Consider the following 13,445-nt stretch of genomic DNA (forward strand, 5'->3'; position numbering starts at 1 on the left):
ACCACGGGCGTGAGTACGGTGCCCAGACCGTCGGTGACGCTGTCCACGCTCTGGTCGACGGGGTCGAGGGCGTTGGGATCGTTGGCGGTGAATTCGGAGCCGACCAGGGGTGCGAGGGTGTTGTCCAGCACGGTGGTCACGTTGTCGACGACGCCGACCACGGGGCTGAGCGAGTCGCCCAGTCCCACGGCGTCGGAGACACCACCGACGACGGTGCCGCCGAGGCTGTCGGTGGGGTCGAGCAGGGCGTCTGCGTCGGCGTCGGCGTCGGCGTCGGCATCCGCATCGGCATCGGCATCGGCATCTGCGTCGGCATCTGCGTCGGCGTCGGCGTCGGCATCCGCATCCGCGTCCGCATCCGCATCCGCATCGGCATCGGCATCCCCATCCTCTCCGGGCTGCGGGACCAGCAACGGCAGCACGCTGCTGTCGTCGCCGCCGCTGTCGGCCACGGCAGCCAAGGCGACGCCGCCCAGCGCGGCCAGCGCGAAGTCGGCCAGTCCGAGTCCGCCCGTGGCGGCCAGCGTCTTCTTCACGGCCAGGGCCGCGCCCTCGGCATCGGCGGCGGGCGCCACGGCAAGGTCGCCGGCAGCCAGATCGACGTCGACCTGCTGCAGGCCACCCGGCAGCGCCGTGGTGGAAATGGTGGCATCGGTGCCGCCGGTGAAGGTGCCGACGAGCGGCGCCTGGTTGGCGCCCGCGCCCGGAAAGTTGACGGCCGCCTGGCCGCCGTCCGGCACCAGAACCCGGTCACCGGGCAGCAGGGCCTGGGTGCCGTCCACAGGCATGCGGACGCCCTCGCGAATGACTGCGACACCCGGCGTGGCATTGGACAAGGTGCCCACGCCCGCCGTGGCGGCGCTGCTGGCCGCCGCCGAGGTGGCGACCGGCGCAGCGGGTATCGCCGTCGCCTGGGCCAGCATCATCGGCTTGTCGCCGACCGAGGGCGCCGAATTGGCGGAAGAAGAAGCGGAAGTCGGAGTCTGGAGCGTCATGAGGGCCTCGTTGTGCGACGGAGATGACCCTGTGGGGCAACATGCATGCCGCCACGGCCTCGGCTCACCGCCCTCATCGCTGCGCGATCGCAAGTCGTTGCCAGAAAAGGCATTTTTTCCGATTCATGCCCCTTCGACACAGCGCTGGCGCCGCTTTGCGCAGCGGGCGTTACGGGCTGGCGGCACGTAACGCCGTAACGACATGCGGACGCTGCCTGCCCCCCAGGCCGGTCAAATAAACATTTCTATTCCTATAGGACACGATGTTGTTATCGGTAAATATTTACATTCTTGAATCAATGATATTCAAACATCTTCAATGGTCATTTCGCCTTCTCAACAATAGGCGCGAAATTTAACAGTGCACCTTTTATGTCCTGTCTAATGGCGTCGCTTCCCCGCTAAATCGAATTCCAAACCCTTTCAGGAGAGAGCGATATGCGTATTGCAGTTGTGGACGACGAACCGGCGTCGCTGGATTTCCTGCACCGGACCATCACCCAGGAAGGCCACGAATGCTTCGGCTTCACCAGCGGCCTGGATCTCCTGCGCACCCTGCGTCACCACAGCTTCGACCTGCTGGTGATCGACTGGACCCTGCCCGACCTGACTGGCGCCGAATTGATCCGCATGATCCGCAACGGGCTACCCAGCACCGTGCCGATCATCTTCATCACCACCGGCGACAACGATGCCGACATGGTCGAAGGCCTGGGTGCCGGGGCGGATGACCACCTGTGCCGACCGGTGCGCAGCGGCGAGCTGGCCGCACGCTTGCAGGCCCTGCTGCGCCGCACCTACCCGCAGCTGACGGAGGCCGAACTGGAATTCGGCGTGTACACCTTCCTGCCCCGCCGCCGTCAGTTGACGGTGCGCGGCACCATCGTGCCCCTGACCAATCGGGAATTCGAGCTGGCCCTGCTGCTCTTCCGCAACCTGGGCCGCCTGCTGTCGCGCGAGCACCTGTGCGGCACGGTGGTGGGCCCGGGCGCCGAGACGACGTCCCGCTCGCTGGACACCCACGTCTCGCGCCTGCGCCACAAGCTGGACCTGCGGCCCCACAACGGCTACCTGCTGTCGGCGATCTACCGCATGGGCTACCGGCTCGATGCGATCGAGGAGCGCGCGGTCGGCGCCGCCGCGGCGGCGGGCACAGAACGTCCGCTGTCGCCGGGCCGCAGCCGCACGCCGCCGGCCGCCTGACGTCCCCGCGCCGCAGGCTGCAACGCCGCGGCGCATGTGGCCCAGTCGACCGCAGACGCAGACCGCCCCGGCGGTTGCGCACGCGCCAGTCACTCCAAGCCTTGCCCCCATGAACGGCCGCCCTCGATGGCGGCCGTTTGCTTTGTGTCGCGCCAGGGGTGTCTCAGTGAAAACCCGAGGCCCGGCCTTCCTCTGAATCCAGTGCATGCGCAGTGCCGTATCCGATCTGCCGATGCGAAATCGGTCGAGTCCCACTGCCCATCACTCCACCTACAGAGGTCACGCCGATGAGACTGTCCACCCCTGCCAAGGCGCTCGGCATTGCCGCCGCCGGCGCGCTGCTGATTGCGGGCGCGCATGCGTCCAGCCACCGCGAGGCACCCTCCATCGCGGGCATGCCCAAGCTGGATGCCACCGATTTCTACATGTTCCGCAGCTACGAGGCCGGCCGCCAGGACTACCTGACGCTGATCGCCAACTACCAGCCCGACCAGAGCGCCTACGGGGGGCCCAACTACTTCAGCATGGATCCGAACGCCCTGTACGAGATCCACCTGGACACCAACGGCGATGCGGTGGAGGACCTGACCTTTCAGTTCCGCTTCAAGAACACGCTGCGCGACATCCAGCTGCCCGTGGGCGGCAAACAGGTGTCGATCCCGCTGATCCAGGCCGGCGGCATCACGGGGCCCAACCAGGCCACCAGCAACCTGCGCGAGACCTACACCCTGAGCGTGGTGCGCGGCGACCGGCGCAAGGGCACCGTGCAGCCGGTGACCGGCCCCGGCGGCGCCACCGAGTTCGACAAGCCGACCGACAACATCGGCGAGAAGACCTTCGGCGCCGGGGCGGGCTATGCCAACTACGCCAACCAGCACATCTACACCGTCAACATCCCCGGCTGCAGCGCGCCCGGCCGCGTGTTCGTGGGCCAGCGCAAGGACCCGTTCAGTGTGGCGCTGGGCCAGGTGTTCGACCTGGTCAACCTCAACCCGCTGGGCGCGCCCGATGCCAATGCCGACGCGCTCGCGGCCAAGAACGTGACGACGATGGCGGTGGAACTGCCCATCGCCTGCGTGACCACCGCCAGCCAGCCCATCGTCGGCGGCTGGACCACCGCCAGCGTGCGCCAGGGCCGGCTGATCGCTAGCCCGCCCAAGAGCGGCCACGGCACGACCGCCATCCAGGGCGGCGCCTGGGCGCAGGTCTCGCGCCTGGGCATGCCCCTGGTCAACGAGGTGGTGATCGGCCTGAAGGACAAGGACCGCTTCAACAGCTCCAAGCCCATGGACGACGCCCAGTTCGCCAACTACGTGACCAACCCCACGCTGCCGGCGCTGGTGCAGACGCTGTTCTCGGCGCCCGCCCCGACGAACTTCCCGCGCACCGACCTCGTCGCCGCCTTCCTCACCGGCGTGGACGGCCTGAACAAGCCGGCCAACGTGAAGGCCTCCGAGATGCTGCGGCTCAACACCAGCATCGCCGCGACGCCCAAGGCGCAGCAAAGCAACCTGGGCGTGCTGGGCGGCGACAACGCGGGCTTCCCCAACGGCCGCCGGCCCGGCGACGACGTGGTGGATGCGGAACTGCGCGTGGCCATGGGTGCGCTGTGCGTCGCCACCGGCGCCAACGATGCACTCAAGGTGGGCTGCAAGCCCGCCGACGCACCGGCGGGCAGCGCGGCCTTGACCGATGGCGCGGCGCAGTCGCCCGCGCAGTTCCCGGACGCCTTCCCCTACCTCAACACACCGCTGCCGGGCGCGACCCTGGCGCGCCAGTGAAAGGGCGCGTCATGACCAGCGACAACCGGCTGTCCCTCCGGCTTGCGGGCGCCTTGCTGGCCGCCGCCGCCCTGGCAGGCTGCGGCGGTGGCGGCGGCAGCTCCTTCGCGTTCTTTCCGGCGACACCGCCCGGCAACGGCACGACGAGTCCGCCCCCCCCCACCGCGCCCTCACCCTCCACACCGCAGGCGAGCGCCTATGACCAGTTCGTGGCCTACGTGGTGGCACTCGTGAGCAGCGTGCAGGACACGGCCGAGCCGGCGGACGTGGCGGCCTTCGATCCGCCGCCGACCTCGGAAACCGCCGAACCGACCGCCACGCAATGAGCGTGCAGCCACTGCGCGGCGGGCGCATGCCGGCCCTGGGCCTGGCGCTTGCCGCCGCAGTGGCCTCGGCCGGCGCTGCGCCGCACCTGCCGACTTCCGACGCGCAGGTCGTCGAGACACTGCCGGGCGGGCCCGGCGCGGCCGAGGCTAAGCGCCGACTGCGTGCCAGCCTCGGCGTCAGCGCCGCGGATCCGAAAGCCGCCGTCGAGGCGGCCAGCGCCTATCTCGGCCTGGCCCGCACCCAGGGGGACGCCCGTTACGCGGGACAGGCCCTGGCCGCACTGCGGCATTGGGCGACTGTGCCGCCGGACCAGACGCCTCCCGAAGTGCTGGTCATGCGGGCGACCGTGCAGCAGTTCATCCACGACTTCGACGGTGCCGAGGCCTCGTTGAAGTCCGCGCTGGCCCGCCGGCCGGGTGACGCCCAGGCCTGGCTGACGCTGGCCACCATCCGCCGCGTGCGGGGCCGGCTGGCCGAATCCGACGCGGCCTGCCAGGCCACCGGCCGCACCGGCCCCGCCGTCTACGGCATCGCCTGCCTGGCCGAGAACGCCGCTCTGCGCGGCCGGCACGAGGAAGCGCGCGCCAGCCTGCGTGCCCTGCTGCAGGAGCCCGCGCTGCGCGGCGCGGCACAAGCCGGCCTGCGCCAATGGTTGTCGACCACGCTGGCGGAAGTCGAAGAGCTGGCGGGACGCCCGGCCGATGCCGACGCCGCGTACCGCGAAGCGCTGCCGCTGGGCGAGGACGGCTACCTTCGACTCGCGTACGCCGACTTTCTGCTGCAACAGGGCCGGGCGGCCGAAGTTGCCCCTCTGCTGGCTGCTGAACCGCGCAGCGACGCCGTGTTGCTGCGCCTGGCCATCGCCGAGACCCGCAACGGCCAGCGCAACGGCGCCGCCCGCGAGGAACTGGCACGCCGCTTCGATGCGGCGGCGCAGCGCCCCGAAGGCGCCGTCGGCCATGCGCGCGAGCAGGCGCTGTTCGCCCTGGACGTACAGGGCGATGCCCGCCAGGCCGTGGCGCTCGCCCGCCAGAACGTTGCCCTGCAACGCGAACCGATCGACCTGCTCCTGCTCGCGCGGGCCGCGATGGCGGCCAAGGACGACACGGCCTTGGCCGAGCTGCGGCGTCTGCGCGACGAAACCGGCCTGAAGGACGCCCGCATCGATGCGCTGCGCTGAACGACCCCATCGCGGCCGTTGGCGCCTCGCGCTGGCCATGGTCATGCTGCCGATGCTGGCCCTGGTAATGGTGGCATGGCCGCGCGCCGCCCACGCGCACAAGGCCAGCGATGCCTATCTGCTGATCGACCGCGACGGGCCGACGCTGACCGTGCGCTGGGACATCGCGCTGCGCGACCTCGATGCCGCGCTCGACCTGGACGCGAACCGCGACCAGCGCCTGCAATGGGGCGAAGTGCGCACCCGACTGCCCGAGATCACCGCCTATGCCGCCGCAAGATTGACGCTGCAGAACGGCCAGTGCGCCCTGCAGACGCGCGAGCCGGAAGGCATCGACGACCGGGTGGACGGTGCCTATCTGGCACTGCGCTTCACCGCCACCTGCGCTGCCACCGATGCGCTGACGGTGGACTACCGGCTGCTCAGCGATGTCGACCCCACCCATCGCGGACTGCTGCGTCTCGGCGCAGCAGGCGGCCAGGACTTGAGCGTGCGCTCGCTCGATCCGAATGGCGGCGCGGTCACGGTTCGCTGGCCAGGCAGTGCCGACGCGGGTGCCGGCGGCGGACACGGTTTCTTTGCCGATGGCCTGCACCACATCCTGATCGGCTACGACCACCTGCTCTTTTTGCTGTGCCTGCTGCTGCCGGCCGTGATGCGCCGCAGTGCCGCGGGCTGGACGCCGGTGGGCCGCTGGCGCGACGCCGTCTGGCCCATCGTGAGCTGGGTCACGCTGTTCACCCTGGCGCACTCGCTCACGCTGGCACTGGCAGCGCTCAAGATCGTGAGCCTGTCGCCGCGCATCGTCGAACCGGCCATCGCGGCCACCATCCTGCTGGCGGCGCTGGACAACCTGCGGCCGCTGCTCGGCACACGTCGGCGCTTCTTCAGCTTCGGCTTCGGGCTGATCCACGGCTTCGGCTTCGCCGGTGCCCTGGCCGAGCTAGACCTGCCCACCCGGGCCTTCGCCAGCGCCCTGCTGCAGTTCAACCTGGGCGTGGAAGCGGGGCAACTGCTGGTGGTGGGCATCGCCATGCTGTTGCTGCTGGCCCTGCGGCGCTGGCGTGGCTATGTGCCCGTGGTGCTGCGCGGTGGATCGGTGCTGGCGGCGATGCTGGCCATGGTGTGGCTGGTGGAGCGGGTGTTCGACCTGTCGCTGCTGCCGATGGGGTGAAGGCGGCGGCGGCCGCGCTCCGAGGCTCCGATGGCGAACCGCGGCCGGGAGCCGGCCCGCCTCTGCCTATAGTCACGGCCGCCGCCACTCTTCGCCTCGATGCCGTGTCCTTCATTGACGCCCTGCGCCGTTGGGCACGTCAGCTCAAGCGCGACGTACTCGCCCTCTGGTTCGCCCGCCGTCATCCACAGGCGCCCTGGCATGCCAAGGCCCTGGGCGCCTTCGTCGTGGCCTACGCGCTCAGCCCCATCGACCTGATCCCGGACTTCATTCCGGTGCTGGGCTTTCTGGACGACGTGATCCTGCTGCCCGGCCTGATCTGGCTCACGCTGCGCCTGCTGCCTCCGCAGGTGCTGGCCGATTCGCGCGACAAGGCACAGGCCTGGATGGACGCGCGCCGCGACCGGCCGCGCAGCCGGGTGGGGGCGGTGGTGATCGTGCTGCTGTGGGTGGGGATGGTCGCGGCGCTGGCGGTCTGGGCCTGGCCGTGGGCCCGAAAACGCTTCGGCTGAAAGGCGCCGTTAAGCTGATCCGTGGGATTAACGTCTGTCGGTTCTCTCCCACGGCTGAATCCCAATTTCGGAAGTCAAGGGGCATATGGTGCTCGACAACTGATCACCTTTCTACTTGTGCCCACGCAATAAGGCCTGTCGAGCGCTGTAACAGACTCGTGAGAGCCGGCAGGACCTCTCCTTGCTCCACGGACCAACGCTGCCGGCCGAAAGAGGGTCTTGGACGGCAACTTGGGAATTTGTATATTTGTACAGCCCCACTCAGATAAGCGCCATGAGCGATTTCGCCACTGCCGAGCCGACGAGCACCCGGTTCATCCACGTTCAGGCGCAAGCCGACCACCTTGAATCTCTAGCGCGAGGGAAGCCAGTGACGGCGCTGGCTGAGCTCGTTTGGAACGCTTTGGATGCCGATGCGGACCGGATCCGCATTGGTATCACGGACAACGATCTGGGGAGCCCGGTTGCCGTCGAGATCGCCGACAACGGCAGCGGCATCAGCCTGAGCGACGCAGAGCGTGCGTTCGGCAATCTTGGTGGTTCATGGAAGCGTGAGCAGCGCCTCACGCAGCGGGCCCACAAGAAGATGCACGGGCGTGACGGCAAGGGCCGTTTCAAGGCGTTCGCCCTTGGCCATCGCGTCGAATGGGACACAGTGTTCCTCGGAGAAAATGACGAAGCTCAGCACTACGTCATAAAGGGAAGTAGCGACCGGCTGCAGGATTTCGAGATTGGCTCGCCATCCCCGCCGCCGAATGGCCGAGGCCGAGGCACGCGGGTTCGCATCACCGGTATCCAAGAGTCGCTTAGCGTGCTGTCGCGAGATGGTTCAGCGCCTCGCCAATTGGCGGAAGTATTTGCGCTGTACCTGCGCAACTACCCGGCCACCGACATCATCTATCGGGGTGAGCGCCTTGATCCCAAGGCGGTGCAGAAGGCTCACGAGACGTACGTTCTGCCGGCCTTCGTGACCGAGAACGGTGTGAGTGTCTCGGGTGAACTGGACATCGTCGAGTGGACCTTTTCGAAAAAAGAGCGCCGTATCTGCATGTGCGACTCGGATGGCTTCGTCCTCCACGAGATAGAGGCCGGCATCCGCCCGGGGAGCGAGTTCAACTTCACCGCATACCTCCGCTCTGACTACGTTTCGAAGCTGCAGCAGCAGAACGTTCTCTCGTTGGAAGAGCTTGAGCCAGGCCTGCGCCGGCTGGTAGAGGATGCTCGAGCATCACTGCGTTCCCACTTTCGTCGCCGAAAGGCCGAATCGGCTTCTGAACTCGTGAAGCAGTGGAAGCAGGAGGGTGTGTACCCGTTCGCTGGCGATGCGACGGGGCCACTCGAAGCCGCTAGGCGTGAGGTCTTCGACATCTGCGCATTGAGCATTCATCAGTACCTCGACTCCTTCCGGGAGGGCCCGGTCAAGGACCGGCAGTTCACCCTGCGCATGCTCAAGACAGCACTGGATGAAAACCCCGAATCTCTGAAGCGCATTCTTTCGGAAGTCCTCGAACTGCCGAAAGAGCGACAGAACGAACTCGCGGACTTACTGCAGTACACGACCTTGTCATCCATCATCGAGGCCAGCAAGCTCGTTGCGGACCGACTTCATTTTCTTGCTGGCCTGCAAGAGTTGCTTTTCCGCGAAGAGACCAAGCGTGATCTTCGCGAGCGATCGCAACTGCATCGCATGCTCGACAACGAGACCTGGATATTCGGTGAGGAGTACCTCCTCACAAGTAGCGACGAGAATCTGAACACGGTCCTGCACAAGCATCTCTCAACACTGCGGCCTGAGTTGAGCAGGAAGAAAAGCAAGCAGAAGGCAGTGCTCCGCGACGACGGCACGCAAGCCGTTATTGATCTGATGCTTGCCAGGGAGATTCCGGCATACGCGCAGACACAGCGTGAGTTTCTGGTCGTTGAACTCAAGCGTCCATCTCAGAAGATCGACCTTGACGTCCAGCGACAGATCCTCGGCTACGCGATGGCAGTGGCAAGCGACGAGCGGTTCGACACTCAGAACACTCGCTGGACGTTCCTCGCCGTTTCGAACGAGATGACGCCAGACGCACGTCGAACGATTAGCCAGGATGGCAAGCCGTACGGATTCTTCCACCATGAGAAGAACATTAGGGTCGGCCTCGCAACCTGGGGTGAGGTGCTCAACGCATCTCGTGCTCGACTCGAGCTGTTCCGCACGAAGCTTGACTACACGGCGACAAAGGACCAAGGCGTAGCGCTCCTGCATCGGAAGTACGCACAGTACCTTCCGGAGAGCCTCGCTCCGCCGGAGAGCGACCGTTAAGCTACATGCTCTTCACGTTCAAGCAGGAGGGACGCGATGGACGCGAATGCAATTGCGCTGCTGGACATCTTTGAAAAGAAGATGCGACTTGAGGTGCCGATGTTCCAGCGGCAGTACGTCTGGAAGCAAGAGCATCAGTGGGCTCCACTTTGGGAGGACATCTCTCGCAAGTTCGTGGAGTTCATCGAAGGTCGTACAGACGCGCCAGTTCACTTTCTCGGCGCGATGGTGCTCGATCAACGACAAACGCAGACAGGCCGCGTCGAGCGGCGCAGCGTAATTGACGGTCAGCAGCGTCTTACGACTCTTCAGATCTTCCTTGTAGCCTTTCGCGACTTCTGTCGAGGTGAAGGGCTGGTCGACTTCGCCGACGAGTGTGAGAAGTACACAGTAAACACTGGCCGAATGACCGAGCCCAAGGTGGAGAAGTACAAGGTCTGGCCAACGCTTAGCGACAGACAGCAGTTCATTGACGTCGTTGACGCAGGGTCACGAGATGCACTCGAGAAGCTTCACCCTCTAACGAGACGCAAGTATTCGCGGAAGTTCGAACCCCGTCCTAGGATGGTGGAGGCCTACTTGTTTTTCTATGACAGTCTTGCTGAATTCTTCAAGGGAACCCCGACCGAGCCACCAGTAGCGGCCGAAAAGCCGCTGGCAGATCGTCTTGAGGAGTGCTTTGAAGCCTTGAAGACGGCGCTGAAGGTGGTGGCCATCGATCTTGACCGAGACGACGACGCTCAGGTCATATTCGAGACTCTCAACGCACGCGGAGAGCCGCTGCTACCTGCTGACCTCCTTCGGAACTTCATCTTCCTGCGAGCCGCTCGGCAGAACGAAGAGCAGGAGACTCTGTACAGGAAGTATTGGGCGGCGTTCGACGAGCCCTTCTGGCGCCAGGAGGTCGTACAGGGACGCCTAGTGCGGCCACGCAGTGACCTGTTCATTCAGCACTTTCTTGCCGGCAAGCAGGCCAGAGACATCCCGATCAAGCATTTGTTCGTCGAATACAAGTATTGGGTCGAGCGCACCGCTCCCTATAAGACGGTCGAGGCAGAACTTGCGGCGTTGGCGAAGCAAGGCAAGGACTACAGGCGTCTTGTCGTTCGTAGTGACGCCGATGCGCTCGGCCCGCTCGCTCATTTTTTGGAGACGTTCGATGTGAGTACCGTCTTCCCGCCGCTCCTCGCGATGCTTGATCTTCAGGCTAGCGACGACGAGATGCGCGAGACGGCACGCGTGCTCGAGAGCTATCTCTTACGCCGGACGGTTTGCGTGTCGGACACCAAAGCGTACAACCGTGTTTTCATGAGCCTCACGCGTGCGATTCATCGAGATGGGGCAACTGCTGCGGTTGTCCGCTCTCACCTGGCAAGTCTGCAAGGCGCCACTGATGCATGGCCGAGCGACGAGAAGTTCTCGGATGCCTGGATGACGGGGCATGCGTATTCGGCGCTCAACAACGCCAGGATCGTCTACATCCTCAGCAAGCTCAGCGATACCTATCGCACCTCCAAGACCGAACAGGTCAAAGTAAGTGGGCAGCTGACCGTGGAGCACCTGATGCCGCAAGGCTGGATCACCCATTGGCGGCTGTCGGATGGAAGCAAGGGCCTCGAGAACCCTTGGTCAGCTCCGGCAGATGACCCAACAGCGTTGGCAACGCGCGCTCGCAGCGCCATCGTCCAGACATTTGGCAACCTCACACTAATCACGGGCGGTCTAAACAGCTCGATCTCGAATGGCGATTGGGCAACCAAGCGGGCAGCCATCGAGGCGAACAGCTTGCTGCCGATCAACCTTCAACTCCGGAGCGCCGAAACTTGGGACGAAGCAGCGATTGAGCGGCGCGGTCGCGACCTGCTTTCTCGGGCGCTTCACCTTTGGCCGCGAGGGTGAGCCTCACCTGGTGCTAGAGCAACCGTTGGCGGCTGTCCGCTCATGGCCAAAATCCGTTGATTATTGCGGGGCCAGATCGCGATCTCTCGGCACTTCGCCATCAATCAGAATGACCGGGCAAGCCCGCAATTAAGCGGCAGAGCCCCCTACTCCACCGTCACGCTCTTCGCCAGATTCCGCGGCTTGTCCACATCCGTGCCGCGCGCGCAGGCCGTGTGATACGCCAGCAGCTGCAGTGGCACCACATGCAGCAGCGGCGACAGGCGGCCGTAGTGCTCGGGCATGCGGATCACATGCAGGCCTTCGCTGTTCTCGATGTGCGTGTCGCCGTCGGCCAGCACGTAGAGCACGCCGCCGCGGGCGCGCACTTCCTGCAGGTTGCTCTTGAGCTTGTCCAGCAGCGCGTCGTTGGGCGCCACGGCCACCACGGGCATCTCGCTCGTCACCAGCGCCAGCGGCCCATGCTTGAGTTCGCCGGCGGCATAGGCCTCGGCGTGGATGTAGGTCACCTCCTTGAGCTTGAGCGCGCCCTCCAGCGCGATCGGATAGTGCAGGCCGCGGCCCAGGAAGAGCGCGTTCTCCTTGCGCGCGAAGTCCTCGGCCCAGGCCACCACCTGCGGCTCCAGCGCCAGCACCGACTGCAGCGCGACGGGCAGGTGGCGCATCTCCTTGAGGTAGCGTGCCTCGTCCTCCTCGCTCAGCCGGCCCTTGGACTGGGCCAGCGCCAGCGTCAGCAGGAAGAGCCCGGCCAGTTGGGTGGTGAAGGCCTTGGTCGAGGCCACGCCGATCTCCACGCCGGCCCGCGTGATGTAGGCCAGCTTGCATTCGCGCACCATGGCGCTGGTGGCCACATTGCAGATGGTCAGCGTCTGTTCCATGCCCAGGCTGCGCGCGTGGCGCAGGGCCGCCAGCGTGTCGGCCGTCTCGCCCGACTGGCTGATGGTGACCACCAGCGTGCGCGGGTTGGGCACCGAATCGCGGTAACGGTATTCGCTGGCGATCTCCACCTGCGTCGGCACGCCGGCGATGCCTTCCAGCCAGTACTTGGCGGTGCAGCCGCTGTAGTAGCTGGTGCCGCAGGCCAGGATCAGCACCTGGTCGATCTCCTGGAACACGCGGTAGGCGCTGGCGCCCGGCTGGCCATCGACCTCCGCACCGTCGAAGAGCTCGGGCACGATCCCTTCCACGCCTTCCAGCGTGTCGGCGATGGCGCGCGGCTGCTCGAAGATCTCCTTCTGCATGTAATGGCGGTAGGGCCCCAGCTCGGCCGCACCGCTGTGGGCATGCACGGTGCGCACGCGGCGCTCCACCCGCTTGTGCTGGCGGTCGGCGATCCAGTACTTGCCGGGCTGCAGGTCGACGAGGTCACCCTCTTCCAGGTAGACGATCTGGTCGGTCACGCCGGCCAGGGCCATGGCGTCGCTGGCCAGGAAGTTCTCACCCTGGCCCACGCCCAGCACCAGCGGCGAGCCGGCGCGTGCGCCCACCACGCGGTGTGGCTCGTCGCGGCAGATGACGGCGATGGCATAGGCGCCGTGCAGTTGGGCCACCGCCGTCTTCACCGCCTCGAAGAGGTCGCCGTCGTAGGCGCTGTCGATCAGGTGGGCGATGACCTCGGTGTCGGTCTGGCTGGCGAAGACGTAGCCGCGGGCCTGCAGTTGGGTACGCAGGCTCTCGTGGTTCTCGATGATGCCGTTGTGCACCAGCGCGATCCGCGGCGGGCGCTGGCTGCTGGGCAGTTCGCCCACACCGTGGCTGAAATGGGGATGGGCGTTGTGCACCGCGGGCGCGCCGTGCGTGGCCCAGCGCGTGTGGGCGATGCCGGTCTGGCCCTGGATGTGCTCGGTGCTCACCTGCGTGAGCAGGTCGGCCACGCGCGAGGTGGTGCGGGCCCGGCCCAGGCCGCCGCCGGCATGCACGGCCACGCCGCAGGAGTCATAGCCGCGGTATTCCAGCCGCTGCAGGCCCTGCACCAGAAGGGGAACGATGTCGCGATGGGAGGCTGCGCCGACGATGCCGCACATGGGAAGGTCTCCAGGTAGATGGAAGCAGCGAGCAGGCTGCCGAGG

General features: G+C 66.2%; 9 protein-coding genes and 1 pseudogene. 8 read left to right on the top strand and 2 right to left on the bottom strand.

Annotated features, from left to right (window positions below; genetic code table 11):
- Positions 1 to 995, bottom strand: a pseudogene (locus QZ772_RS23765) (hypothetical protein); the annotation flags it as partial.
- Between the two features lie 438 nt (positions 996 to 1,433).
- On the opposite strand from QZ772_RS23765, the gene QZ772_RS23770 reads away from it, so the two are divergent.
- The 8 genes from QZ772_RS23770 to QZ772_RS23805 all read left to right on the top strand — a co-directional run bounded on the left by QZ772_RS23770 (position 1,434) and on the right by QZ772_RS23805 (position 11,376).
- Positions 1,434 to 2,198 (top strand): response regulator transcription factor, encoded by a 765-nt coding sequence (locus QZ772_RS23770; protein ID WP_295532041.1) that lies wholly within the window; start codon positions 1,434 to 1,436, stop codon positions 2,196 to 2,198.
- Between the two features lie 287 nt (positions 2,199 to 2,485).
- Positions 2,486 to 3,979 (top strand): DUF4331 domain-containing protein, encoded by a 1,494-nt coding sequence (locus QZ772_RS23775; protein WP_295532044.1) that lies wholly within the window; start codon positions 2,486 to 2,488, stop codon positions 3,977 to 3,979.
- 11 nt (positions 3,980 to 3,990) lie between these two features.
- Positions 3,991 to 4,305: a hypothetical protein gene (locus QZ772_RS23780; protein WP_295532047.1), complete on the top strand. Its 315-nt coding sequence runs from the start codon at positions 3,991 to 3,993 to the stop codon at positions 4,303 to 4,305.
- Positions 4,302 to 5,486, top strand: coding sequence for a hypothetical protein (locus QZ772_RS23785; protein WP_295532049.1), 1,185 nt, complete (start codon positions 4,302 to 4,304; stop codon positions 5,484 to 5,486). Before QZ772_RS23780 ends, QZ772_RS23785 begins: the two co-directional genes overlap by 4 nt.
- Positions 5,473 to 6,660, top strand: a complete 1,188-nt coding sequence (locus tag QZ772_RS23790) for a HupE/UreJ family protein (protein WP_295532051.1) — start codon at positions 5,473 to 5,475, stop codon at positions 6,658 to 6,660. Before QZ772_RS23785 ends, QZ772_RS23790 begins: the two co-directional genes overlap by 14 nt.
- Positions 6,661 to 6,764: 104 nt before the next feature.
- A complete protein-coding gene (locus QZ772_RS23795) occupies positions 6,765 to 7,172 on the top strand; it encodes a YkvA family protein (protein ID WP_295532054.1) in 408 nt (135 codons plus the stop codon).
- 274 nt (positions 7,173 to 7,446) lie between these two features.
- Entirely contained in the window at positions 7,447 to 9,477 is a 2,031-nt protein-coding gene (locus QZ772_RS23800) for an ATP-binding protein (protein WP_295532057.1), read from the top strand.
- A 36-nt stretch (positions 9,478 to 9,513) separates the two neighbouring features.
- Complete coding sequence (locus tag QZ772_RS23805; RefSeq protein ID WP_295532060.1) at positions 9,514 to 11,376, top strand: DUF262 domain-containing protein; 1,863 nt, start codon at positions 9,514 to 9,516, stop codon at positions 11,374 to 11,376.
- Positions 11,377 to 11,522: 146 nt separating this feature from the next.
- On the opposite strand, the gene glmS is transcribed toward QZ772_RS23805, so the two are convergent.
- On the bottom strand, positions 11,523 to 13,400 hold the full coding sequence (gene glmS / locus QZ772_RS23810; RefSeq protein ID WP_295532063.1) for a glutamine--fructose-6-phosphate transaminase (isomerizing): 1,878 nt from the start codon (positions 13,398 to 13,400) through the stop codon (positions 11,523 to 11,525).
- Positions 13,401 to 13,445: the final 45 nt, after the last annotated feature.

Source organism: uncultured Pseudacidovorax sp., assembly GCF_913773995.1.
In the GTDB taxonomy this organism is placed as follows: Bacteria; Pseudomonadota; Gammaproteobacteria; order Burkholderiales; family Burkholderiaceae_C; genus Xenophilus.